This window comes from Pseudomonas sp. ANT_J28 (assembly GCF_008370005.1).
Taxonomy (GTDB): domain Bacteria; phylum Pseudomonadota; class Gammaproteobacteria; order Pseudomonadales; family Pseudomonadaceae; genus Aquipseudomonas; species Aquipseudomonas frigoris.
The window spans coordinates 17316-42116 of sequence record NZ_VOBM01000051.1; the positions used below are offsets into that span (position 1 = coordinate 17316).

The 24801-nt window shown below is 58.3% G+C and carries 22 protein-coding genes and 8 pseudogenes; 15 read left to right on the plus strand and 15 right to left on the minus strand.

The features are described 5' to 3' along the window. Positions 1–11 precede the first annotated feature (11 nt). The 3 genes from FQ187_RS26270 to FQ187_RS26280 all read right to left on the minus strand — a co-directional run bounded on the left by FQ187_RS26270 (position 12) and on the right by FQ187_RS26280 (position 1826). Positions 12–299 carry a DUF1330 domain-containing protein gene (locus FQ187_RS26270; protein ID WP_149631700.1) on the minus strand — a complete coding sequence of 96 codons (288 nt, stop codon included), beginning with the start codon at positions 297–299 and terminating at the stop codon, positions 12–14. Between the two features lie 83 nt (positions 300–382). Next, a complete protein-coding gene (locus tag FQ187_RS26275) occupies positions 383–1270 on the minus strand; it encodes an aldo/keto reductase (RefSeq protein ID WP_256667451.1) in 888 nt (295 codons plus the stop codon). Further along, positions 1230–1826 (minus strand): flavodoxin family protein, encoded by a 597-nt coding sequence (locus FQ187_RS26280; RefSeq protein WP_149631701.1) that lies wholly within the window; start codon positions 1824–1826, stop codon positions 1230–1232. The genes FQ187_RS26275 and FQ187_RS26280 overlap by 41 nt, the downstream gene beginning before the upstream one ends. A gap of 113 nt (positions 1827–1939) precedes the next feature. Here FQ187_RS26280 and FQ187_RS26285 point away from each other — a divergent pair, with 113 nt between their 5' ends. Next, on the plus strand, positions 1940–2845 hold the full coding sequence (locus FQ187_RS26285) for a LysR family transcriptional regulator (protein WP_149631702.1): 906 nt from the start codon (positions 1940–1942) through the stop codon (positions 2843–2845). A 139-nt stretch (positions 2846–2984) separates the two neighbouring features. On the opposite strand, the pseudogene FQ187_RS26290 reads toward FQ187_RS26285, so the two are convergent. From FQ187_RS26290 to FQ187_RS26310, 5 genes and pseudogenes are all read right to left on the minus strand, one after another. Next, positions 2985–3960 (minus strand): annotated as a pseudogene (locus tag FQ187_RS26290) (IS3 family transposase); the annotation flags it as partial. A 31-nt stretch (positions 3961–3991) separates the two neighbouring features. Continuing rightward, on the minus strand, positions 3992–4756 hold the full coding sequence (locus FQ187_RS26295) for an ABC transporter ATP-binding protein (RefSeq protein ID WP_149631703.1): 765 nt from the start codon (positions 4754–4756) through the stop codon (positions 3992–3994). Between the two features lie 16 nt (positions 4757–4772). Beyond that, complete coding sequence (locus FQ187_RS26300; RefSeq protein WP_149631704.1) at positions 4773–5483, minus strand: ABC transporter permease; 711 nt, start codon at positions 5481–5483, stop codon at positions 4773–4775. Then, positions 5480–6208: an ABC transporter permease gene (locus FQ187_RS26305; protein WP_149631705.1), complete on the minus strand. Its 729-nt coding sequence runs from the start codon at positions 6206–6208 to the stop codon at positions 5480–5482. The genes FQ187_RS26300 and FQ187_RS26305 overlap by 4 nt, the downstream gene beginning before the upstream one ends. Positions 6209–6263: 55 nt before the next feature. Next, on the minus strand, positions 6264–7046 hold the full coding sequence (locus tag FQ187_RS26310; RefSeq protein WP_149631706.1) for a transporter substrate-binding domain-containing protein: 783 nt from the start codon (positions 7044–7046) through the stop codon (positions 6264–6266). A gap of 332 nt (positions 7047–7378) precedes the next feature. Here FQ187_RS26310 and FQ187_RS26315 point away from each other — a divergent pair. After that, positions 7379–7892: pseudogene (locus FQ187_RS26315) on the plus strand (LLM class flavin-dependent oxidoreductase); the annotation flags it as partial. An 88-nt stretch (positions 7893–7980) separates the two neighbouring features. On the opposite strand, the gene FQ187_RS26320 reads toward FQ187_RS26315, so the two are convergent. From FQ187_RS26320 to FQ187_RS26335, 3 genes are all read right to left on the minus strand, one after another. After that, the gene (locus FQ187_RS26320) at positions 7981–9069 is read right to left on the minus strand and encodes an alkene reductase (RefSeq protein ID WP_149631707.1); all 1089 of its coding nucleotides are present in this window, start codon (positions 9067–9069) and stop codon (positions 7981–7983) included. An 89-nt stretch (positions 9070–9158) separates the two neighbouring features. Then, entirely contained in the window at positions 9159–9998 is an 840-nt protein-coding gene (locus tag FQ187_RS26325; RefSeq protein ID WP_149631708.1) for a pirin family protein, read from the minus strand. A gap of 222 nt (positions 9999–10220) precedes the next feature. Beyond that, complete coding sequence (locus FQ187_RS26335) at positions 10221–10604, minus strand: DoxX family protein (protein ID WP_149631709.1); 384 nt, start codon at positions 10602–10604, stop codon at positions 10221–10223. Between the two features lie 137 nt (positions 10605–10741). Between FQ187_RS26335 and FQ187_RS26340 the strand changes: the two genes are divergently transcribed. Beyond that, complete coding sequence (locus tag FQ187_RS26340) at positions 10742–11668, plus strand: LysR family transcriptional regulator (protein WP_149631710.1); 927 nt, start codon at positions 10742–10744, stop codon at positions 11666–11668. A gap of 125 nt (positions 11669–11793) precedes the next feature. Here FQ187_RS26340 and FQ187_RS26345 read toward each other — a convergent pair whose 3' ends face one another. Both FQ187_RS26345 and FQ187_RS26355 read right to left on the minus strand, forming a co-directional pair. Beyond that, complete coding sequence (locus tag FQ187_RS26345; protein WP_149631711.1) at positions 11794–13332, minus strand: IS3 family transposase; 1539 nt, start codon at positions 13330–13332, stop codon at positions 11794–11796. A 273-nt stretch (positions 13333–13605) separates the two neighbouring features. Beyond that, a complete protein-coding gene (locus FQ187_RS26355; RefSeq protein ID WP_149631712.1) occupies positions 13606–14307 on the minus strand; it encodes a glutathione S-transferase in 702 nt (233 codons plus the stop codon). Positions 14308–14457: 150 nt separating this feature from the next. Between FQ187_RS26355 and FQ187_RS26360 the strand changes: the two genes are divergently transcribed. Further along, entirely contained in the window at positions 14458–15021 is a 564-nt protein-coding gene (locus FQ187_RS26360) for a TetR/AcrR family transcriptional regulator (RefSeq protein WP_149631713.1), read from the plus strand. 130 nt (positions 15022–15151) lie between these two features. On the opposite strand, the gene FQ187_RS26365 is transcribed toward FQ187_RS26360, so the two are convergent. After that, positions 15152–15424: a hypothetical protein gene (locus FQ187_RS26365; protein WP_129443105.1), complete on the minus strand. Its 273-nt coding sequence runs from the start codon at positions 15422–15424 to the stop codon at positions 15152–15154. A gap of 191 nt (positions 15425–15615) precedes the next feature. After that, a complete protein-coding gene (locus FQ187_RS26370; protein WP_256667452.1) occupies positions 15616–16050 on the minus strand; it encodes an AAA family ATPase in 435 nt (144 codons plus the stop codon). Between FQ187_RS26370 and FQ187_RS26375 the strand changes: the two are divergent. From FQ187_RS26375 to FQ187_RS31020, 11 genes and pseudogenes are all read left to right on the plus strand, one after another. After that, positions 16031–16204 (plus strand): annotated as a pseudogene (locus FQ187_RS26375) (aldehyde dehydrogenase family protein); the annotation flags it as partial. The gene FQ187_RS26370 and the pseudogene FQ187_RS26375 overlap by 20 nt on opposite strands. A 121-nt stretch (positions 16205–16325) precedes the next feature. After that, positions 16326–16667: pseudogene (locus FQ187_RS30590) on the plus strand (acyl-CoA dehydrogenase family protein); the annotation flags it as partial. 277 nt (positions 16668–16944) lie between these two features. Then, a pseudogene (locus tag FQ187_RS30170) lies at positions 16945–17982 on the plus strand (acyl-CoA dehydrogenase family protein); the annotation flags it as partial. Positions 17983–17996: 14 nt separating this feature from the next. After that, on the plus strand, positions 17997–18779 hold the full coding sequence (locus FQ187_RS26385) for an SDR family oxidoreductase (protein WP_149631714.1): 783 nt from the start codon (positions 17997–17999) through the stop codon (positions 18777–18779). A gap of 58 nt (positions 18780–18837) precedes the next feature. Continuing rightward, a pseudogene (locus tag FQ187_RS26390) lies at positions 18838–19827 on the plus strand (acetyl-CoA C-acyltransferase); the annotation flags it as partial. Continuing rightward, positions 19828–20220, plus strand: coding sequence for a steroid Delta-isomerase (locus tag FQ187_RS26395; protein WP_149631716.1), 393 nt, complete (start codon positions 19828–19830; stop codon positions 20218–20220). Next, positions 20207–20962 carry an enoyl-CoA hydratase family protein gene (locus FQ187_RS26400; protein WP_149631717.1) on the plus strand — a complete coding sequence of 252 codons (756 nt, stop codon included), beginning with the start codon at positions 20207–20209 and terminating at the stop codon, positions 20960–20962. Before FQ187_RS26395 ends, FQ187_RS26400 begins: the two co-directional genes overlap by 14 nt. A 10-nt stretch (positions 20963–20972) precedes the next feature. After that, positions 20973–22138, plus strand: a pseudogene (locus FQ187_RS26405) (acyl-CoA dehydrogenase family protein). A gap of 10 nt (positions 22139–22148) precedes the next feature. Further along, entirely contained in the window at positions 22149–23204 is a 1056-nt protein-coding gene (locus tag FQ187_RS26410; RefSeq protein WP_149631718.1) for an acyl-CoA dehydrogenase family protein, read from the plus strand. A gap of 28 nt (positions 23205–23232) precedes the next feature. After that, positions 23233–24379: pseudogene (locus FQ187_RS26415) on the plus strand (acetyl-CoA C-acetyltransferase). Positions 24380–24405: 26 nt separating this feature from the next. Continuing rightward, a complete protein-coding gene (locus FQ187_RS31020) occupies positions 24406–24702 on the plus strand; it encodes a hypothetical protein (RefSeq protein ID WP_371925559.1) in 297 nt (98 codons plus the stop codon). The last annotated feature ends 99 nt before the right edge of the window (positions 24703–24801 follow it).

Consider the following 24801-nt stretch of genomic DNA (forward strand, 5'->3'; position numbering starts at 1 on the left):
TCGGGTATACGTTAAGTGGCTCCTTCGAGAATGACAAATGTACCGGTCGCAACACCCCGGCGCAGGGTCATGGCCGCTTGGTATTCGGGGCTTTCATAGAAACACTTGGCGTCGGCGAACGAGTCGAATTCGAATATCACATGCCGCTCATGGGCTTCACCCTCCAGGTTCTCATACTGTCCCCCAGCTATGACCTTGGGATTGAAAGGTCGCATTGCGTCACCGGCGGCTTTGGCATAGGCGGCGTAGGCGGTCGCATCCGAAATGCTCACGTGCCCGATCAAGTATCCTTTTGGCATGTCTGTCTCTCTTTCAGTGGGTACATTCAATTCAACGCAGGGCGTTCATTACAGCCGCCTGCGCCACAGGTATTGGGTTATGGTTACAGGCTCTGCTTCGACGCCAACGGCGTGAAAGGTACAGGGCGCCTGCTGGCATCTTGGTGATCAACCATCCAGCCGGGGTAGTAAGGAGGTAAAGCATTCACGGCCTCCAAGCGCGCAAGCTCCTCGCCAGTAAGAACGACATTGACCGCACCCAGGTTATCTTCTAACTGATCAACCCTTTTGGCGCCGATGATCACGCTCGTGACATGGGGTTTAGCAAGCAACCAGGCGAGCGCTACTCTTGCAACGGAAAAACCGCGTGCGTCGCCGATGGAGCGCATTTCTGCGACGCAGGGCCATGCCTGATTCAGATTAACGGGTGGAAAGTCGAAATTACAGCATCGCGACCCCTCCTCGGTTGATGCTCCAGGGCCGAACTTCCCCGAAAGTAATCCACCTGCAAGGGGCGACCATACGAGCAGTCCCATGTCCTCTTCGATAACGAGTGGCACCAATTCGCGCTCCGCGTCACGTCCCGCAATTGAGTAATAGGCTTGGAGCGTCTCGAAACGCGTGGCATTGAGTGCTGCACTCAGCCCAAGGGCTTTGCCGATCTTGCCCGCGTGCCAATTTGAAACGCCGACATAGCGGACTAAACCTTGGCGCGTCAGGTCATCCAGCGCCCGCAGTGTTTCTTCGATAGGTGTCACGGGATCGCTCGCGTGAATCTGGTAAGGGTCAATATGATCGACCTGAAGGCGTTCGAGGCTTCGCTGCACAGAATCCATGATATGACCGCGCGATGCCCCTTGATCGCTGGGGTGAGAGCCCATTACGCCAGCAGTCTTGGTATGGATGAAAATGAGCGAAGCACCGGGCCAATATCGTCGCCGCGAATGTATTTCAGACGGACTGAGATTTCCCTGATCGGAACTGCCCGGCAATCACTGCGACGCGTACGCCATATAGACGTGCCGTCTCCAGATCCCCTGGGGACATCTCTTCAGGAGACGCATCGGCAGGTGTTTGCGCCATGGGCGCGATATAGGAGCCCATGCGATTTGGGTCATCGCGTTTCGATGCCTTGACGTTCGCGGGTTTGATATCCAGGCCGACCCAGATCCCGGCGTGCTGCCCAGAAAGCAGGAAGAAATACTCAAGCGTATTGAGCTTGTCGCCGTTGATGCTCGCACTGTTGGTGAAGCCGCCAAAAATCTTGTTTTGCCATGTGCCTTCGAACCAGGGTTTGGAAGAGGCATCTGCGAATTTCTTGAACTGCCAGCTAGGGCCGCCCATGTAGGTCGGCGAGCCGAAGACGATTGCATCTGCGTCAGCGAGGGTTTGCCAGGCATCGTCGGAAATATTGCCCTCGGGGTCGATTGCAACCAATACAGCACCGGTTCCTGCGCCTTCAGCGACTGCCGCCGCCATGCGCGTGGTGTGACCATAGCCGGAGTGATAAACGATGACAGTTCGGACAGGGATGGAATCGGAGTTCATGAGGGTTCCCTACATGTGGTGGAGTTATGGACAACTTGAGAACTACTCTACTGAGTACGAAATGCGCTATAAACCATGCTGATCTGAACACTCTGTTATCTATCTGGTGAACAATGCCAAATCTCCAGGCACTTTTGATTTTTGCCCGCGTTGCGGAAATGATGAGTTTCACGCGTGCGGCTGAAAGCCTAGGAATCCAGAAAGGACGGGTGTCGACGGTGGTTCGAGGGCTGGAACGAGAGATGGGCGCGATCCTCCTGCACAGAACGACACGAAGCGTGCAATTGACCGAAGACGGACGTTCTTTCTATGCACGCGCACGTGACCTGCTGGCCGAAGCTCAGGACGTGCAGTCCATGTTCGCGAGCAACGGCGCACCTCTGAGGGGGAGATTGCGCGTAGACATGCCGACTGAGTTGGCAAAGACCGTCGTGATTCCCGCTCTGCCGCAACTGCTCAACTTGAACCCTGAGTTAGAGCTTGAACTGTCCAGCACAGATCGTCGGGTCGATCTCGTTCAGGAAGGGTTCGATTGTGTAATCCGTCTCGGGCCAATCATTGACGACAGGCTGATCGCCCGCTCGCTGGGCAAGTTGCGCATGATGAACGCGGCGAGCCCAAGCTATCTGGCAAAGTACGGCATACCGCAAACACTCGACGACCTACTCATCCAAGATCACCAGATGGTTCACTACACGCCGACACTCGGCGCCCGACTCGCCGGATGGGAATATCCGGAGGGTGATAGCTACGCATCGCTTGCACTGCCAGGGGGTATGCAAGTGAATAACGTGCAGACCTATCATGCTGCGGGCCTGGCGGGGATTGGACTGATTCAGGCTGGTTATTTGGCCCTTGCGCACCACATCAAAAGCGGCGATCTGGTGGAAATTCTGCCTGATCTCCGACCCGAACCGCTGTCGGCGTCGCTCGTAGTCGCGCATCGGCGTAACCTTTCCCCACGCGTCCGGGCCTTCATGACTTGGATTGAGAGTGTATTGGAACCCTATTTTGATTAGCCGCTTGAGTAGGCAGCATGTTACCTAGTAACTTTTCTCACTGCAGGCTGCCTGCAAGACGTATTTGCCATACGCTTACAACTCCGTAACCATTCGGCAAAGTCATCTGGCTGACTCCGCTAAGTCAAGACTGTAGTGCTCAACTAACCCCGGGCACGATGTTAAGTTTTTTCTCTGCCTGAGTTAGCGCGAGCCCACCGTTGAATTGATGGGGCCGAATCCAGTTGTTCCGATGCATCAAGAAAAGGCTGATATCGCGCTGGGCTTCTTGGGCAGTTCTGTAACCCAGAGTCGGTATCCATTCGGTTTTCAAGCTGCGGAACACGCACTCCATCGGCGCGTTGTCCCAGCAATTTCCCCGGCGACTCATGCTCTGGCGCATTCGATACCGCCATAGCCGCTGGCGAAATAGACGACTCGCATACTGCGACCCTTGATCCGAGTGAAACAGCAGGCCCTGAGGCCTTCCTCGTTGCTCGTAAGCCATATCCAGCTCCTTGATAACCAGATCGGCGTCCGGCTTTTCTGACAACGCCCAGCCCACCACCCGTCGCGCGCAAAGATCCAGCACGACCGCCAGATAGTGCCATTTCCCCTGGGCCCAAATGTAGGTAATGTCGCCGCACCACACCTGGTTGGGTGCCGGGACATCGAACTCCCGATTCAAGATGTTCGGGATATCCAGCCGTTCAATCGTCGCTCGTTTATAGGCATGAGAACCTGGTTGTTTGCTCACGAGGTCAAGCTCACGCATCAAACTGCGCACTTTGAACCGACCGAGTTGCTTACCATGGCCACGCATCAACGAGAGAATGCTACGGCTGCCGGCAGCACTGCGACTTTGTGAAAACAACTCGCTCACCCGGCTGCGCAACCGAAGCCGTTCAACATCAGGAGTCCGACGTCTGAGGCGGTGGGCGTAGTAACTTGAGCGGTTGATTTCAAACACTTTGCACAGCCATCAACCGGCTCTTGGGTGCATAACTGATCAATCAGCGTGTGCGCTCGTGATCTTCCGACATCAAGAGCGCGGTAGCCTTTTTTAATATCGATTTTTCCCGTTCAAGGCGGGCGATCCGGGCTTCAAGCTCCTGGATTTGCTGCTGTTCCGGTGAGCGACCCATCGGTCGCACAAAGGCGCTCTTGCTACTTCAGGTTGCCGCTGAGGAATTGCTGCAAGCGCTCGCTTTTTGGGTTGCCCAATACGTCCTCGGGCGCGCCCTGCTCTTCGACCCGCCCCTGGTGCAGGAACAACACCTGGTTCGACACTTTGCGCGCAAAGCTCATTTCGTGGGTCACCATGATCATGGTGCGGCCTTCTTCGGCCAGCCCCTGGATCACCTTGAGCACTTCGCCCACCAGCTCCGGGTCAAGGGCCGAAGTCGGTTCGTCGAACAGCATGATCTCCGGTTCCATGCTCAGGGCGCGGGCAATGGCCACCCGCTGTTGCTGGCCACCCGAGAGGAACGCCGGGTATTGATCGGCCACTCGCGACGGCAGGCCCACCTTGTCCAGGTAACGCCGGGCACGCTCCTCTGCATCCTTCTTGCTGACGCCCAGCACCCGGCGCGGGGCCATGGTGATGTTGTCGAGGACGGTCATGTGGCTCCACAGGTTGAAGTGCTGGAACACCATGGCCAGGCGAGTACGGAGGCGTTGTAGTTCATTGGCCTCGGCCACGCGCATGCCGTGGCGATCATGGACCATTTGAATCGGCTGGTTGTCCAGGCTCATGGCGCCGTCGTTGGGCGTTTCCAGGAAGTTGATGCAACGCAGAAAGGTGCTTTTGCCCGAACCACTGGCGCCAATCAGGCTGATCACATCGCCGGTCTTGGCGTTCAGCGAAACGCCCTTGAGGACTTCATGGTTACCGTAACTTTTGTGTAGGTTTTCAATAGTCAGTTTGTACATGAACAAGCATCCTGAATTAGTGAGCCGGGCCGAGGAAAGACAACCAACGACGTTCAGCCAGGCGGAACAGGCCGACTAGAGAGAAAGTGACTGCCAGGTATATCAACGCGGCGATGCCGAACGACTGGAAGGTCATGAAGGTCGCCGAGTTGGCATCGCGAGCGACCTTGAGGATGTCCGGTATGGTCGCGGTGAAGGCCACGGTGGTCGAGTGCAGCATCAGAATCACTTCGTTGCTGTAGTAAGGCAGCGAACGACGCAGGGCTGACGGCATGATCACGTAGGTGTACAGCTTCCAGCCCGTCAGGCCGTAGGCCTTGGCCGCTTCGACTTCACCGTGGTTCATGCTGCGAATGGCCCCGGCGAAGATCTCCGTGGTGTAGGCGCAGGTGTTCAGGGCGAAGGCCAGGATGGTGCAGTTCATCGCATCGCGAAAGAACGCATCCAGCACGGGCTGAGCACGCACGGCGGCCAGGCTGTAAATGCCGGTGTAGCAAATCAGCAACTGGATATACAGCGGCGTGCCACGGAACAGGTAAGTGTAGAACTGCACTGGCCAGCGAACCCAGACATTGGTTGATACCCGGGCAATCGATAGCGGGATCGACATCACGAAGCCGAAGAGGATCGATGCGCTAAGCAGCCAGAGAGTCATGGCCAGCCCGGTGATGTGATTGCCGTCCTGGAATAGGAAAGGTTTCCAGTACTCCTGTAGAAGTTCGATCATCGCGCAGCCTCCCGGGAGCCTGCGGCGTAGAAGATTTCCATCCGGCGCAAGACGTAGTTCGAAACGGTGGTTATCACCAGATAGATCAAGGCGGCCAGCATCAGGAAGAAGAACAGCTGATAGGAGCTCTTACCGGCGTCCTGGGCCACTTTGACCAGATCGGCCAAGCCAATGATCGACACCAGCGCAGTGGCCTTGAGGATCACCATCCAGTTGTTACCGATGCCCGGCAAGGCAAAGCGCATCATTTGCGGGAACACCACCAAGCGAAAGCGCTGAGCGCGGGTCAGGCCGTAGGCGGTAGCCGCTTCCATCTGCCCTCGCGGTACGGCGAGGATGGCGCCGCGGAAGGTTTCGGTGAAATACGCCCCATAGATGAAGCCCAAGGTAATGACCCCGGCACTGAACGGGTTGATTTCGATGTATTCCCATTCCATGAAGTCGGTAAACGAGGTCAGCCAGGTTTGCAGGCTGTAGAAAATCAGCAGCATCAGCACCAGGTCCGGGACTCCGCGGATCAGCGTGGTGTAGGCCTGCGCAGGGACGCGCAGCAGTGCTGATTTCGAAAGCTTGGCGCTGGCGCCGATCAGTCCGAGGCCAACGCTCACCAGCAAGCACAGAAAGGATAATTTGACAGTCATCCAGGAGCCTTGCAGCAACAGCGGGCCGAAGCCCTTAAGGCTGAAGCCTGACAGCCCCAGGATCATCAACAGGTTTTCTAGCATTGGGCAGCCCTACATCAATCCAAAAAGCGCCCATCCGGAAATGGGCGCAGGGTTATTATTTGCCGCTGTAGAGATTCAGATCGCCAAAGTGCTTCTGTTGGACGGCCGCATAAGTGCCATTGTCGTGCAGTGCCTTGATACCTTTGTTCAGCAAGGCCTGGAGCTCGGCGTTGCCTTTGGTGAGACCCACGGCGGTTTTGGCTGGCAGCAGGGGGCTTTCGACCGGCTCGCTGACTTGGAAGTCAGCGCCTGGTGGCGATTTCAGGAAGCCCAGTTCGGCTTGCAGCATGTCCTGGATTGAGGCATCGAGGCGTCCGGAGATCAGATCAGCGTACACCTGGTCCTGGTTGGCGTAGGCCTGTGTCTCTACCCCGGCCTTGTCCAGCACGGCCTTGGCATAGGCTTCCTGGATGGTGCCTTGCTCGTAGCCGACTTTCTTGCCCTTGAGGGAGGCCGGATCGGTGCCGATGGCCGCGCCTTTCTTGAATACCAGCGCGGTCGGGCCAGAGAACAGCTCGTTTGAGAAATCGATAACTTTCTCACGCGCTGGCGTGGCGGTCATGGAAGAGATCACGCCGTCGAACTTGTTGGCCTTGAGGCCGGGAATCATGCCGTCGAAGTCGCTTTCAACCCACTTGCACTTGACCTTCAGCTCAGCGCAGATCGCGTTACCCAGATCGATATCGAAGCCCACCAGGCTGCCATCGGCGGCCTTGGATTCGAACGGCGCATAAGAGGGGTCGACGCCAAAGCGCAACTCCTTGTACTCCTTGGCCAGCGCAGAACCGGCAGCCACACACAAAGCCAATGCAGAAAGGGTGAGGAACGCTTTTTTCATTGTTTTATTCCTAAGGACCATCGAAAGCGCTTGTGACGCAAGTGCGCGTGTACTGCGTGGCAAAATGTCTTATGCACACGCAGGTACTTGTACAGACAAGCATATGCAATCACCCGGCCAATTCACGGATTGGGCGATTGAGAAAGCGCTTAAAGCGCTCTGTGATGGGCTTGGCAGGCGGGTGAGCGCTGGTGCAGGGGCAGCCTGCAAGGCTGTTACCGAAGCAGTTTTTTCACCTGGCTGGGGTATGCGGTAACAAAGTGTGAGATTAAGGGCACCGACTTTCCTGGCTCAACTCTTGGTGATGATAACGGCGGAGTGTCAGCGTAGGCATTGAGTGTGGCAGCGCGCCAAACCTCTGGACGCACCCGGCTGATGAACGACTGACCATCAACTCTCTGGGCTACTGGTCGAACCTAGCACGAGTCGCCGACCAGGCTCATCTCGATATGTTTTTTTTGGTGATGTGCTGGGCTTCTACGATGTGTTTGGCGGTAATGCCGACTCGGCCATGAAGTGGGCGGTGGAAGCACCGGCCAGGGCTCCGTTGATGATCATCCCGGTATTGGCTGCGGCGCCGGAAAACCTGGCCCTCGGCGTCACAGTCACCACCAGTTACGAACATCCTTTCACCCATGCCCGGCGCTTAAGCACGCTGGATCACCTGACCAATGGCCGGGTCGGGTGGAACATGCTGTGGTTGCTGACAAGTCTCGCCAAGTCTATGCCAAGAGCGATCGCGTGCGACCGATCAACCATATTGGCGAGCACTACCGGGTGGTCGGGCCGCATTTGACTTCTCCATCACCACAGCGGACGGAACGTCCAGGGCTGATTAGTTGGAGCTTTTACTAAACAGCCCCGTAAGCGCCAGCGAATGGCTCGCGATCGCCGTGAGACATAACGCTGACTGACGTCTAATCCAGTATTTTGCTCATAGTGTCGATCGGGATTGCGCCATGGTCGGATAGTCCGTGTAACCGCGTTCCTCACCTTGGTAGAACGTCGTTGGGTCTGCTTCGTTCAAGGACTCGCCGTGTTTGAATCGCTCCACCAAATCCGGGTTGGCCAGGAACCCGGTGCCAAACGACACCAGATCAACATCGCCTAAGCTGAGCGCCGTTGCGGCTCGCTCTGCGTCATAGCCACCATTGGCGATGTAGGTGCCACCGAAACGACGCTTTAGTTCTCCGAAATCGAATGGCCCTGCACCGAGTTCCACCACGTGAAGGTAGGCCAACCCATAGCGACTGAGCATCTTCGCCGCGTAGTTGAAAGTTGCTTGGGGATCGCTGTCGCTCATGGAGAAATAATTGAAGATTGGCGACAGGCGAACGCCTACGCGGCTGGCCCCGAAGACCTCAATGACGGACTCGACTACCTCCTTGAGAAATCGAGCGCGATTCTCTACAGATCCGCCGTAGGTATCGGTTCGAGTATTGGTGCCATCGCGTAGGAACTGGTCGATCAAATAACCGTTTGCACCATGGATTTCAACGCCGTCGAATCCAGCACGTTTTGCATTTTCAGCACCTTGGCGAAAATCAGCGATCACGTCAGGAATCTCATCGAGATCCAGAGCCCTTGGGATTTCGTAAGACTTGAGTCCCTCAGAAGTGTAAATCTCGCCATCAGCCTTGATCGCTGAAGGTGCTACTGGCAGGGCGCTGTTGATCTGCACCAATGGATGTGAGAGCCGTCCGACATGCCAGAGTTGCAGGAATATCCGTCCACCTTCTGCATGAACAGCGTCGGTCACTTGTCTCCAGCCCGCGATTTGTTCGGAGGTGAAGATGCCCGGCGTTCTCATATAGCCTTTGCCTTGTGCCGAGACCTGAGAACCCTCGGTGATGATGAGGCCGGCACCGGCACGTTGCCGGTAATACTCAACCACGATGGGCGTCGGAGCATCACCTTCACCGGCGCGGCTTCGCGTCAAAGGCGCCATGACCATGTGGTTTTTCAGGGGGAGGGAGCCGATTTGTGCAGGGGACAAAAGCAGGTCGAGATTGCTCGTGGTCATGATGTATCTCAGTAGGTTGAGGATTAATAATTCGGGATTGGTGGGATGTTTAGCGGGGAGTCGTATCGACTGAAGGCGCGCCTCAGGGGCTAGCTCAGTCGTCCCTCCAGCCGCAGGCGTTCGCCGATGCGCTGTATCTCAGTTTCGCCCTGTGCCAGAGCTGCCCTGCTCGTGTGTACCGAGTAGTAGCCCGTCACCAGTTCATGCGGATGCTTCACTGCTGAGCCCAGTACGAATGAGCATTCGCCTTGAGCCACGAAATCGATGTATTGCTCGGACTCCTCGAATACGGCGAGTTCGCCGGCATTAATCAGGCCCCCTGTGTCCAGCCGTCCTGCATTAACCGCGAGCCAGGCCACGGTGTGTCCGGACGGCGGGGTATACCGCCAGCGCTCGCCGTCTTTCAAATTCACGGCGAGATAGTTCATGTCACTCGGCGCTTCAATCAGGCTCTGCGCATTACCGTAGCGGCCCAGGAGCATGCGCGCCGGGCCTGATTGCGGAACTTGGGAGGGCGCAAGATAGACACTCAGCGCGGGGGCGTTTTCCAACGACGGCGGTAGTGCCACCCAGAGCTGGAATCCCTGCATTGAGGACTCGTTGGCTAGCGTAGCGTCGTGCCACACCCCGTTGCCGGCGCGCATCCACTCAACACCACCGGCAAGCAGTACACCTGCCGCGCCAGTGGTGTCTTCATAGGCGACGTCGCCTTTGGTCATGAAGGTAACCGTCGCGATCCCTGAGTGCGGGTGCATGCCGAAATTGGACTTACTGCGACTGGCGTTCAAACTGAAAATATCAAGGAAAATGAAAGGCTTCAAAAGCTCGCCCAGATCGTCCGGGCTCATAAGCCGCGTTATAGGGCCATGGGTGCTGCCTTTAGTGCGATGGACAATGGCGCGTTGCAGAACAGCGACGGTGTCGGTCATATGTTTTCTCTCGGGGTTTTGAGCGCCTGGGCCCACCAGACAATGTCATCGAGCAGCGCTTTGGCTGCCTGGGCCAGATGCGGGTAATCGTTGAAGTTCTTTCCCTGTTGCCAGATGCCGAAGCGAGCTTCACGGGACGAAACTGACGACGATGCCGATGAGAGGGAGAGGTGAGGTCATAGGTTGTTCCAGCAGTTGGGCGAGAGCACGAGACACCAATGACTAGCTTGCTGCACTGAACGGGGACACAGGGCGCAACTGCCAGGCCACGAAGGCAGACATGACGGCCAAAACCATCGCTGGTGCAGGGTTGCCGCCAATCACGAAAAGATGCGTTGCTGCACCGCAGATCATGGTCACAGCCAGCATCAGTCCACCGAGGAAGCCTGCGGCCGGTTTTAGCAGTAACACGACGCCTGTTAGCTCGATGGCACCGGTCAGATAGCGAAACCATTGGCCAACGCCGATGGCATCGAACACTTGAACCATTTGCGGCGCGCCGGCCAGCTTTGCGATGCCAGCCGCAGCGAACGCCAGTGCCAAGAGAGCACGGACGCCCCAAACGATTCGACGGTTTACCGGGGAAAGAGAAGTGGATGTAGTCATAGTTGCGCGGCCTTGGTTTGGGTTGTGCAGTAGAGGGTCGACTGCAGCTATGCCCAAAGGATATGCGCTTATTAATTACTTTATTAGATGGCATAATTGGATTGAACTAATCCATTTAACGAAGTGGTGGCGATAAGATGATTGACCTGAATGACATCGCCTTGTTTGTACAAGTGGTACGCAACGGCAGCTTTGCCGAAACGGCGCGGCAGCTTGGAATGCCACCCAACACCTTAAGCAGACGCGTTCAACAACTCGAGGCGCAGCTCGGCACACGGCTGCTGCAGCGCTCCACGCGCAAGCTCACACTTACCCATTCAGGTCAGGCTTTTCATGACCGGTGCTCTGGCGCGGTAGAAGGCCTGATCGATGCCGGACAGCAATTAATGACGGGAAACCAGGAGCCGAGTGGCATCGTGCGCATTGCGGCGATGGCCGATTTCTTCGACTTCTTCCCTATGGAATGGGTGGCCGATTTTCTAGCCTTGCATCCACGGGTCCAGCTTGACTTCGTGCTAAGTGATGCACGCGCCGATTTGATCGCTGATCGGATCGACATCGCGTTTCGAGGGGGCACTTTGCAGGATTCGGGATATGTCGGTCGCCAACTCATTGGAGCAGGCAATGAAGGTTTGGTCGCCAGCCCCAAGTACCTCAATAACCGAGGTGTGCCCGCTACGCTAGAGGATCTGGTCAATCACGACTGTGTGAGTTTCGGTCATCCTAGTGGCGTCACCACGTGGCGTCTTAATGGGCCAAACGGTGTTGAGGAAGACGTGCAGATTACCGGCCGATTCAATGGAAACACGGCTCAGGCATTGCGTAAGGCCACGGTGGCTGGCTTGGGCATTGCGTTGCTGCCGCCCACGATAGTTGATTTCGATCTTCAGGCTGGTCGCCTTGTGCCTGTGCTACCGCATTACCATCGCACTGGATACGGCCTGCATGTGCTTTATCCCAGTCGGCAACATTTGCCGTTGGCGGTATCAGCCTTTATTGGACTGGTGATGGAGAAGCTAAAAGTGGAAGCATTCCCAGCAAGGGTTTTACCTGAGCAGGTTTGATACGGTATTTGGGCTTATGACTTTCATACAGCGGGACGGGTAGTAATTTCCTCCTACATTAGTCACGTCTGTTGGCGCTGATTGAAAATTGACCCACCGGGGGTGCGGCAAAAAACTTGGACTGGTTATGCCGCGAGGCCCAGGCTCTCACGATACTCAACGGGACTGAGAGCGCCGAGGGAAATCTTGATTCGTTTCTCGTTGTACCAGCGAATGTATGAATCCAGGGCCTGAATGAACTGCTCGATGCTCGTTGACTGCCAGTTGCGAGGATAGAACAGCTCCGTTTTCAGTCGGCCGAAGAAACCTTCACAAGCCGCGTTGTCAGGTGAGCAGCCTTTGCGCGACATCGAACGAATCAGCTTCGCATCAGCGATGCGCGATAGCCAGCCGGGCCAGCGGTAGTGAGCGCCACGATCGGAGTGAACAACAGGCCGTTTATCGTTGCTGGCCACCGTTTCGACAGCGGCATCCAGCATCGTGTTCACAAGCTCGGCGTCGGGACGCGTGCCGATTGTCCAACTGATGACCAGCCCATCGAAGCAGTCAATCATGGGGGACAGGTACACCTTGCCTGCCGGGATCTGGAACTCCGAGATGTCGGTCAGCCATTTCTCATTCGGAGCTAGGGCCGAGAAGTCGCGGTTGAGGAGGTTTTCCGGCGCCGGACTGATCTCCCCGAGGTAGGAACCGTATCGACGCCGTTTCGGCTTGGCGACGACTAGGCACTCCTGCTTCATCAAGCGCTGCACCACCTTCTCTGAAAGGCGCACACGCTGCCTGCTCAACGAAGCTCGCATCCGACGGTAGCCATAGCAACGATGATTGCGCTCGAATATGTCCGCCATGGCACGACGCACTTCGGTGTACTTTTCCGCGACCTGCATTCGTGCTCGATGATAGAAATAGGAACTTCGGGCCAAGCCCAACGCGTCAAGCAGCTCTAGCAAGGAGTACCTCTGCCTAAGGGCATCAGCCAGCAATGTCTTCTCCCGATTGGTCAGGACTTGCCGGTTGATGCCCGTCTCTTTTTTTATGAGTTCATTCGCCCTCATCAACAGGTCATGTTCAAGCTGCAAACGGCGAACATCGAGCTGGAGAGATTCGAGTTGCCGCTGCAACTCCTCTCGTTCCGGTGACGATGAGGGTTCAAGTCGACACTTCATGGATGGGGATACCTCTGGGCCGAGTAGCTGGTTTTTCCAGTTGTACAAGGTCGGCCTGCACACGCCCAGCTTTTGAGCCAGGGCTTTCGCACTTTCTTTTCGCGTGCACAGCGCGATGACCGCTGCCTGCTTCACAGCAGGCGGCCGGGCTAACCCGTCTGATCGACCGACAACACGCGTATGCAACTCGGGGTGCATTTCGTAAATCCAGGCACGCAACGAATCCCGTGCCGGGTAGCCCAAAGCCTTGATGGTGGAGGCGATGCAGCGCCCGTGGTCAAGATAGTACCCGACAGCCTTTTCCCTTTGGGCCAGTGAGTACTTCGGCTTCAAGATCACGTAGCCACGCGACAGGTCGAGGCATCGCTCGTACTCTTCATGCCAACTCTTCAGAGAGTTCTTCGTCGGGTAGCCCAACTGACGAATAGTTGCCCCGGTGTGCTTCCCCAGTTTGATGTAGAGCTTGACCGCTCTGATGCGGTCTTCGTATGAATACATGAACTACCTCCAGGTAGTCCAAAATTTCTACCGCACCCCCGCTGGAGACCGAGTGTCGTTTTCATTTCGAGTAGAGGGTGGCAGAGCGACGATTGTTACAATAAAAAAGTGAATTAGCGGTGGTGGAAGTGACCGGCGCACTATGTCGCGCCGGTCGTTACCAGTAAATCGTCTTGTTCAGGAAACCCGGTACTTCGGGATATTGCATCGACCGGTTGAATCCACAGCCGATAGCTGCTGCAGGCGAGTGAGTCATGCCCCGATGCGTTTTTCTCAGTTTTTTGGCTCGCCTTGTTTCACCATAGCCCACCATTCCTGGACGCTTGAGCGCTCGTGCATTCTGGCATGCCATGCACGCAATGCTTCACATTCATCAGGTACAGGCAGTTTCACCAGCGCGGCGAAAATCATGCCGCCCAGCAATGCAATGTCGGCCATCGAAAATGCGTTGCCCGCCACAAAACGCTGATTCTTCAGGACGCTGTTGAAATAGTGCATCCCCCTTACGGCCTTATCCCGCATCCGCTCACCCCATTCAGGGTTCTGAGAAAGCTCGACGTCCGGCCCAAGCCCCGGCGTTGCGTGATGGAAGTACGTGCTGACAGCGTCGAGAAATTCAATTTCCGCACGCTTGGTCATCATATGGATGATGCCTTTCTCAGTGGGCGTTTTACCGGTGAGCACAGGGTTGTCATCCAGAACATCCAGGTACTGAGTGATAGCGGTGCACTCCGCGATGAGCGTACCGTCGGCCAACTCCAGGACGGGAAGTGTTCCGGAGTAGTTGATGGCTAGAAACGCTGGTTTCTTGTGCTCGCCTGTCCATAGATTGACCGGTACAAACTCGATCCGGGAGAGCAGGCCTTTCTCTGCTAACGCGATTCGGACCCGCGCCGGGTAGGGCCCGTTGTACCAGTCATAAATTTTCATCATTGGCAATTTCGACGCGTCGGAGTGTTGCTGCTGAAAAGTCATGATTTATTTACCTACCTATCAAGTGGTAGGTAGAGATTGGGCGCTTGTTTCTGTGGTGTCAACAACTACCTACCAATTGGCAGGTTGTGAGGTATGCGAGTAACATCGCGCTAAATGACCGCACCAATCAAAGAATCGAGGAATGAAAACGTGAGCGAAAATGCCCGGGAAGCCATATTGGAAGCCGCCAAAGGGGCCGCTCAAACCCACGGCTACAGTGGGATCAATTTCCGAAGCATTGCTGATGCGGTGGGGATCAAGAACGCAAGCATCTATTACCATTTCTCGAGCAAGGCCGACCTTGGCGCCGCTGTAGCCAGACGATACCGGGAGGACACTGTCAGTGTTCTGGAAGCCCTGCGCGGTGAAAACCCCGATCCGATTCGCTGCCTGCAGGCGTACCCGAGCATCTTTCGAGCATCCCTGGAAGCCGGCAACAGGCTGTGTTTGTCCAGCTTCATGGCTGCGGAATACCAGGACCTGCCCGAGGAGGTGAAGAGTGAAGTGCTGGAGTTTGCAGACATCAATGTAGCGTGGCTGACGAAAGTACTCTCTGATATCGGCCTGGGAAGCATTGAAGTGTGCGAGCGACGTGCCCGCGCCATTTACACCGCCGTTGCTGGCGCTCAATTGATTGCCCGAACGCGCTTCGATATCGGTTTATTCGACGAACTTGTTCAGAGCTATCAAGAGGCGGGACTCCTTCCGACATAACTCGCTTAACGCGTCATGGTGGCTATTTCCAGCCTGACCGAAGGGGTGAAAGCAGTACGTCACGAATGGCTGCTTACGACCCAGGTTGTGTGAAAAAGTTTAAAAACAGTTCGACAGTCAGAATCGGCGATCACCGCGCAACTCCCTTCCGGCGGTTGGACTTTTCCTCGAGCTGGATGGCGAAATCCATGGCCTCTCGGTAGTTGAAACGGTAGGCCCAGGTCCTGCCAGTGTATCGCTCGACGACGTGAAAGATGCCGAGCTTCATGGTCACCACCTGGAAGCGAACACCGCGGCGCGACTTCAGTCGATTGGTGCGCCGGAAGAAATCGATGCGTGCTGCATTGGAGTGGACAAGCAGAGCGCCGAGCTCATCGATGCGCTGCAGAAAGGATGGATGCATGTCTGATCCTCAAAGTGGGGAGCATGTATTCGTAATCACTCGTGCCGCTAGCTGCTTGTCTATGGATGCAGAGGTAGTTCTGACGGATAAATGTAGTCGTAAAAAAGCCACATCGAAACCTGACTTCTCTTTTTGCGTCACACAGACTTCTTCGCGAGCCCGAGGGTTTTCTCTCACAACCCTTGCTGGGCCTAGGGCAAGCTATCGAGAAATGCGGCAATCTGCCGGGTACCGCGCAAGTGCACCGTAGAAATTTGCGGGCCTTTGGCCAGGCGTACCGCCTCGATACCTGGGCGATAGCCACGATCGAAATTCCACACGAAGTTCAGAAAGGTCAGGAATGCCCGGTCGAGCTTCTCTGTACAGCCAGCTGCAAGGTCAGGGCGAGGGCGGTTCATTACGCTGCGCATGATCACCCGGGTGAAACAGGTGAGCCGCGACGTATCGAGCCAGATGATCAGGTCGGTAAGGGGCAGGCGAAGGTCGAAGGTTCGCCGCGCATAGTTGCCTTCGCAAATCCAGGCATCCGGTGCGATCGCTTCGCGGACCCGTGCGCGGAACTGCTCAGCGTCGGGTTCGACCCAGCCAGGCTCCCAGAACAGCGTGTCCGGGATCGTCTGGGTCAACTGCTCGCAACCGACCTTCGTGGAAGCGCCTTGGGGTGGCTACAAACAGAGCGGTATTGGCCGCGAGCTGGGTGAGTGGGGCTACAACAACTACCTCGAAACGAGGCAGATCAACCGATACAACGGCGGGGCCTGGGGCTGGTATTTGAGCTGAGGCATCGCCCATTCAGACTAGGCAGCCCTGACGATTCTGTCGTGTGCCATCGGCACCAAACTCGAAGGCCAGAGGGGTGTCGCTTCATGCGTGCCCCGCCTAACGAGTAGAAGGCGCCGCGATGGAGTTTGCATTCAGCGACGAACAGGAAATGATCCGCGCATCGGCCGAGGGCTTTCTCGCCGATGTCTCCGATTCTGCCGCCGTACGAGCGGCGATGGTCAGCGAGCGAGGTTTTGACGAGGCGCTCCGGCAGCGCCTGTGCCTCGAAATGTACTGGCCGGCCATTCATATTCCCGAAGCGTACGGCGGCCTCGGGCTGGGCTTTGTCGAACTGTCGATTTTGCTGGAACAGATGGGCCGGCGCTTGCTGTGTTCACCGTTCTTCGCCACCGCCTGCAAGGCCACACCCGCGCTGTTGCTGGCCGCCAACGAACAACAAAAACAACGCTGGCTGCCCTTGATCGCCGGCGGCAGCCTCACCGCTACACGGGCCTTCAGCAGCGCCAACGGCTGGGCGGCCAAGGATGTTCAGGCCACGGTGGTGACCGAGGGCGAGGGTTTTGTGCTTGATGGAACCCTCAATCATGTGCTCGACGGGCACAGCGCTGACCTCTTGATCATCGCCGCACGGGTTCCCGGATCGACCGGCGAGGCGGGCATCAGCCTGTTCGCCGTGGACGCGGACCGGGCAGGGATCGAGCGTCAAATGTTGCCGACCATGGACCAGACTCGTCGTCAGGCTGGCAGAGGGCGGCTGGACGTGTGTGGGCTGGGCGCCGGAGCACGGTGGGCGTGGTCTGTCGATCAGCAAGCAAGTGATTTTCCACGAAGAGTACGCCCGCGCTTGCGGCCCGGGACGCATGGGGCATATCGGCGAAGGGCTGGCCGGACCGACCATTGCCGCGTTCGGCACTGCCGAGCAGCAACAGCGCTTTCTGCCGGGCATCGTCAACGGCACGTCCTTCTGGTGCCAGGGCTATTCCGAACCGGGTGCGGGGTCCGACCTGGCCAACGTCAAGACCCGCGCGGTGCTTGATGAAGCGAGCGGCACTTGGGTGATCAACGGACAAAAAGTCTGGACCTCCCTGGCCCATGAGTCGGACTGGTGTTTTGTGATCGCCCGCACTGAACCGGGCAGCGTTGGCCATCGCGGCTTGTCCTTCTTGCTGGTGCCCATGGCCCAGACGGAAATTACCGTGCGGCCGATCGAGCAACTCACAGGCACCTCCGAGTTCAACGAAGTGTTCTTCGATGATACCTGCACCGACGCCGCCAATATCATCGGCGCGCCGGGCGAGGGCTGGAAGATCGCCATGGCGTTGCTCGGTTTCGAGCGCGGGGTATCGACCCTCGGCCAGCAGATGCAATTTCACAATGAACTGAACGAAATCATCGCCATCGCCCGGGCCAATGGCGCCGCGCGTGACCCGATCCTGCGCCAGCGCTTGGCCGAGGCCTGGAGCGGGTTGCGGATCATGCGCTACAACTCGCTGCGCATGCTGTCCGGGGCGCAGGACGGTTCGCTGCGCAAGGAAGCGACCATCTACAAACTGTTCTGGTCTACCTGGCACGCCAGCCTCGGCAAGCTGGCGATGGACGTCCTCGGCGCCGAGGCCGAAGTGCTGGAGGCCGCGCCCTATCAACTCACCCGTTTGCAATCGCTGTACCTGTTCAGTCGCGCCGAAACCCTCTACGGCGGCAGCAACGAGATCCAGCGCAACATCATCGCCGAGCGCGCCCTGGGAATGCCCAAAGAACCGCGCCTGCGCACCTGACCAAGGAGTTTTCCATGTCTGTTCCTCACTATGTTGCGGGTCACGGCCTGTTGCGTGACAAGTCGGTGCTGATCACTGCGGCGGCGGGGGCCGGTATCGGTTTTTCCGCCGCGGTGCGTGCCGCCGAGGAGGGTTGCCGCGCCTTGATGATCAGCGATATCCATGAAGGCCGGCTGGCAGAAGCGGTGTTGAAAATCCGCGAAACGACCGGTCTGCAACAGTTCTTCGGTCAGGTCTGCAATGTCGCTGACGAAGCTCAGGTTCAACAGCTGATTGCCTGCGCCGAGCGTGATCTGCAGGGTGTCGATGTGCTGATCAACAACGCCGGTCTTGGTGGTTCACGGCTGCTGGTGGACATGACGGATGAGGAGTGGAACCGGGTCCTCGATGTGACGCTCACCGGCACCATGCGCATGACCCGCGCCATGTTGCCGAAGATGATCGAGCGGCGTGCCGGGGTTATCGTCAACAACGCTTCGGTGCTGGGCTGGCGGGCGCAGAAAGAGCAGTCGCACTACGCCGCGGCCAAGGCCGGGGTCATGGCGTTGACCTGTTGCGCCGCGGTCGAGGCCGCTGACTACGGAATCCGCATCAACGCGGTGAGCCCGAGCATTGCGTTGCACGATTTCCTGCGTAAGTCCGCCCCTCAGGCGGTGCTTGATCAGCTCTCTGCCAACGAAGCGTTTGGCCGTGCCGCCGAGGTCTGGGAAGTGGCCAACGTGATGATGTTTCTGGCCAGCGACTACAGTTCCTACATGACCGGCGAAGTGTTGTCGGTGTCCAGTCAGAGGACTTGAACATGCCACGTATTTTCGACACGCCCCTCGCCTTGCGCGATGCCTGGGAGAGGTGCTGGGCGTCAGCGACTGGCTGGTTCTTGTGCAGGACCGCGTCGACCGGTTCGCCGAGGCGACCGGTGATCACCAGTGGATTCGCGTCGATCCGCTCAAGGCGGCCAGCGGTCCTTTCGGCATTGCCGTGGCCGGTGGCCTGGAGTTGATTTCGCTGGTGCAGAACACGCACAAGAACCTGTACCGCAATCAGTCAGGCTCGGTGATCGATCTCGATCCCTATGCCTACATTCCGATGATCGAAACTGCCGAGATCGTCTCCGCGCGTGACGGTATTTCCCGCGAGGAACAGGACGAATACAGCTATCAGAGCCAGGTGCGTACCGCGCTGGCCCAGAGTAATGGATTGTTCGACCGTGAACTCGCGCCGCTGACCAGCCGCAAGTCGATCTTCGACAAGGCCAGTGGCGAAACCCGCTTTGAGGCCGTCACCTTGCTGCGTGACGAGTGCAACCGCATCGACACCACCCGCGAAAGCCTGAATGCGCTGGAACCGGTGTGGCCGGGCGGTCAGTGGAGTGAAAAGGGCCGTTTCATCACAGCGGGCAATGCCTCGCAACTCTCCGACGGTGCTTCGGCCTCGGTGTTGATGAGTGCCAAATTGGCCGAGAAGCGTGGCCTGGAGCCGCTGGGGATTTATCGCGGGATAGCGGTCGCTGGCTGCAACTCCGACGAGATGGGCATCGGCCCGGTCTACGCCATCCCGAAACTGCTCAAGCGCCATGGCCTGACCGTGGACCACATTGGTCTCTGGGAGTTGAACGAGGCGTTTGCCTGTCAGGTGCTGTATTGCCGCGACACCCTGGGCATTCCCGCTGAACGCATGAACGTCAACGGTGGTGCGATTTCCGTGGGTCATCCTTTCGGTATGTCCGGTGCGCGGATGGTCGGTCGCGCGTTGGTCGAGGGGCAGCGTCGCGGTTTGCGTTACGTGGTGGTGAGTATGTGCATCGGCGGCGGCATGGGTGCCGCCGCACTGTTCGAGGTGGTCTGAATGGTCAGTGCACAACAGATTCAAGCGACCATGGCGCGTTATTTGGAATTGGTGGACGTCGGTGATATCGACGGGATCATTGCGCTTTACAGCGAGGATGCAGTGGTCGAAGACCCGGTCGGTCAACTGCTGTTGCGGGGGATCGTCGATATAGAACGTTTCTACCGCGAAGGGCTGGGCGCGAGCAAAGTCGCGGCGACCCTGACCGGCCCGGTTCGCGCGACACTCAACGGTTGTGGGGCGATGCCGTTTCGGGTCGATATGGAGTGGGCCGGGCAACCGTGCTCGCTTCATGTGATCGATGTGATGGAGTTCGATGCGGACGGCAAGATCCGCTCGATGAAAGCCTATTGGAGCGAGGTCAACATGGGCCCGCAGCATGAAAACATTTAGCGTCAGTATCGATAACGGCATTGCCGAACTGGTGTTCAACCAGCCACCGGTCAACGCCTTCAATTGCCAGGGCTGGGCCGATATCGCCAGCGAGATCGAAGGCCTCGGTCGCGACGTCAGCGTGCGGGTGATCATGATTCGCGCCGAAGGACGCGGCTTCTGTGCCGGGGTCGACATCAAGGAACTGGCCGCCGACGGCAACCTGATCGTGGCGGTGAACAAAGGCAACTACGACAGCTTCAAGGCGATCCACCGCAACCCGAAACCGGTGATCGTCGCCGTACACGGCTTCGTCCTCGACGGCGGCATCGGCATCTGTGGCGCGGCCGACATTCTGGTGGCCTCCGAGTGCGCCAGTTTCGGCGTGCCCGAGGTCGATCGCGGTGCCATGGGCGGCGGCGCGCATTTGCAGCGGTTGTTCCCGGTACAGAAGGTCCGTCACATGTACTTCACCGGCGAGATGATCAATGCCGCCGAGGCCTGGCGCCTGGGGGCGGTAGAGCGTGTGGTCAAGCGCGAGGATTTGCGTGAGGCCGCGTTGCAGATCGCCCGCACCATCGCCGCCAAGAGCCCAGCCATGATCAGCCTCGCCAAAGAAGCGTTGAGCGGTATCGAAGACGGCAATCTGGAAGACAAATATCGCTGGGAGCAGGGCTTCACGCTCGAGGCCTATCGCTCACTGGACTCACAGGAAGCACGCGACTCGTTCGTCGATAAGCGCGCTGCCCACTTCAACGGCTGAAGGCACCCTCATGGACCTGACATACACCCCGGCCCAGCAGGCCTTTCGCGCCGAGGCGCGGACCTGGCTGACGGCCAATGTACCCCGTGAACCGCTGCAATCGTTCGACACCGAGCAAGGCTTTGCCAAGCACCGTGCCTGGGAAAACCGGCTTAACGACGGTCGCTGGGGCATGGTCACCTGGCCGATCGATCTCGGTGGGCGTGGTTGCGACTTGATCGAGTGGTTGATATTTGAGGAGGAGTACTACCGCTCTGGCGCGCCTGCACGGGTTAACCAGAACGGCATCTTCCTGCTCGGCCCGACGCTGATGGAATACGGTAGTGAGGAACAGAAAGCGCGCTTTCTGCCACGCATGGCCACCGGTGAAGATATCTGGGCCCAGGCCTGGTCCGAGCCAGGCGCCGGCTCCGACATGGCGGCAATCCGCTCGAAGGCCGAACGGGTGGGCGGCATTACGTGATCAACGGCCAGAAAACCTGGTCGACTCGCGCCGTGTGGGCTGACTGGGTATTCGGCATTTTCCGCACCGCCCCTCATTCGCAGCGCCATCAGGGTCTGACGTTTATTCTGCTGCCGATCGACAGTCCGGGGATCACGGTACGGCCGATTCCGCAGCTCAATGGCTTGCCCGGGTTTGCCGAGATTTTCTTCGACGACGTCAAGGTTCCGGTGGAAAACGCGCTGGGCGGCGAGGGCATGGGCTGGCATGTGGCGATGTCCACCGCCGGGTTCGAACGCGGTTTGCTGCTGCGTTCACCCGCACGTTTTCAGGAAACCGCTCGGCGACTGGTGTAGCTGTACCAGGCCAACCGCGAGCAGGCTGACCGTGACCCGGCCATTGGCGAGTCGGTGATGCGCGCCTGGCTGGACGCCGAGGCTTACACCCTGAGCACCTACATGACCGCCTCGAAACTGGTGCAGGGTGGCAAGATCGGGCCGGAGTCTTCGACCAACAAAATCTTCTGGTCGGAACTCGATCAGCGCATGCACGACACCGCCATGAGCATTCTCGGCTTGCGTGGCGAGCTGCTGCCCGAAGCACCTGCTGCGGGCGACGTCGGCCATTGGCTGGAAGGTTTTCTGTTTGCCCAGGCCGGACCGATCTATGCCGGCACCAACGAGATCCAGCGCAACATCATTGCCGAACGCATGCTCGGCATGCCGCGTGCCTGAGGAATAGACCATGGACTTTAGTTTCAGCCGCGACCAATTGCTGTTCCAGGACAACGTCAGAAGTTTTCTGATCAACGAGGTCACCCCAGAGCGCATTCGCGAACTCTGGCTTTGCGATAGCGGGCGCAGCGATCAATTGTGGGCGCAACTGGTGGAGTCGGGCCTGACCGCGCTGACCGTGCCCGAGGCGCATGACGGGATGGGCATGAATGAGCTGGACTTCATTCTGCTCGCTCAGGAATGTGGTTATGCCGGTCTACCCGAGCCGCTGGTGGACACGATGCTGATCGGCGTGCCGTTGCTCGCCGCCCTTGATGAGCGCCACGTGGCACTCAAACAGCACTGGCTGGGGCGGGTCGCAGAAGGACGCGCGCGACTGGCGATTGCCGAACCGGGTAACCCGCTGGTCAGCGATGCTCACGTCGCCGATTTGCTGTTGCTGGCTCATGGCGATGAGGTGCATGCGGTCGAACCTGGCGCAGTGCGCCTGACCCGCAATGTGTCGGTCGATCCCAGTCGTCAGCTGTTTCAGGTCGACTGGACGCCAACGTCCGTCACCTGCGTGGCCGCTGGCGAACAGGGCCGGCGCTTGTGGGCCGCCGCGTTTAATCGTGGGGCGCTGGGCTGTGCCGCGCAAATGCTGGGGCTGGCCAAACGCATGGTCGACCTCGCGGTGGATTACACCTTTGAGCGCAAACAGTTCGGCAAACCGGTGGGTTCGTTTCAGGCGGTCAAGCATTTGATGGCCAACGTCGCGGTGCAGATCGAGTTCGCCAAGGGGCCGCTGTATCGCGCCGCCTATGCACTGGCCGAGCAGAAACCGGGGCAGGAAGTGCTGGTGTCCCATGCCAAGTTGGCAACTTCGGAAGCCGCCATGCTCGCCGCGAAAAACACCATTCAGGCCCATGGCGACATGGGCTACACCTGGGAAGTCGACCTGCACTTGTTCATGAAACGCGCCTGGGCGCTGGACAAAGTCTGGGGTGATCGCGGCCATCACAAAGGGCGGATTCGCGCGGCCTTGTTCAACGGCAAACCGGCGTCAGGTGCCGGCCAGACCTTCTGACGAGTTCCACCTTTTTTCGAGAGATAACATGCCTGAAGCCTATATTGTCGACGCCCTGCGCACGCCCACCGGACGGCGCAAGGGTGGTTTGAGCCAGATTCACGCAGCCGATCTGGGCGCCCATGTATTGCGCGCACTGGTCCAACGCAACGACATCCCCGATGACGATTACGACGACGTGATCTTCGGCTGTGTCGACACCATCGGTCCGCTGGCCGGGGACATTGCCCGCACCTGCTGGCTGGCCGCCGGCCTGTCGCAGGCGGTACCCGGCACCACCATCGATCGCCAGTGCGGTTCGTCCCAGCAAGCGGTGCACTTTGCCGCCCAAGCGGTGATGAGCGGCACCCAGGATGTGGTCGTCGCCGGCGGCGTGCAAACCATGACCCAGATTCCTATTTCCTCAGCCATGATCGCTGCCGAACCGCTGGGCTTCAGTGATCCTTTCAGCGGCTCCGAAGGTTGGGTTCGGCGCTATGGCGCACAACCGCCGACTCAATTCCGTTCGGCGCAGATGATTGCCGAGAAGTGGGGGCTGTCCCGCGAACAACTGGAAGCCTATTCACTGGAGTCCCATCAGCGGGCATTGCGGGGCATCGAGCAAGGGCGGTTCGACCGGGAAATCGTGCCACTGGCCGGAGTCGTGCACGACGAAACGCCGCGCCAGACCAGCCTAGCGAAAATGGCCGAACTGGACGTTCTGTTCGGCTGCGACCGGGTGACCGCGGCAGTGTCGAGCCAGACCTGCGACGCGGCCAGCGCGATGCTGTGTTTCTGAAACAGCACTCAAACGCTACGGACTGACACCGCGCGCGCGTATCCACCACCTCAGCGTGCGCGCCAAAGACCCGATCTGGATGCTCACCGCTCCAATCCCGGCCACCGCTTATGCACTCAAGCGAGCCGGGATGAAGCTTGAAGACATTGACCGGGTGGAGATCAACGAAGCTTTCGCCTCGGTGGCAATGGCCTGGCTCAAAGAGACCGGTTATCCCCACGAACAGACCAATGTCAACGGCGGCGCAATTGCCCTTGGCCCTCCCCTGGGCGCCACCGGCACCCGGTTGATGTGCACGCTGTTGCATGAACTGGGGCGCAGCGGGGGACGCTTCGGCTTGCAGACCATGTGCGAAGGCGGCGGCCAGGCCAACGTGACGATTATCGAACGCTTGTAAGCGATGTATTTGACGGGAGCAGGAACATGAAAGTCTGTGAGAACCGCGTAGTGATCATCACCGGTGCCGGCGGTGGTCTGGGCCGGGCCTACGCGCTGGCCTTCGCCGCCGAGGGCGCTAAAGTGGAACTGGACAGGCAAGGGCGTTGGGCGGTGGGCGGTGGGCGAGGTGGGTCAGGCGGTAGAGCAATTGATGGCCCGGGCGGTACCGGCGGCGAAAGTGTATGGCAGCTGATGGGGCCGCCAATCCCTCTATATAGAAGGATTCGTTTTGCTCTTCTATATAGAGTGGAAACGGGCTGTTTTCCGGCGTTCTGCAAGTGATTGATAGAAAAGCGTAATTAAGGGTTGACGGCAGATTCTGGAAGTCTATAATTCGCCCCACTTCCGGCGCAGTCGAAACGGAAAACTCCTTGGTAAACA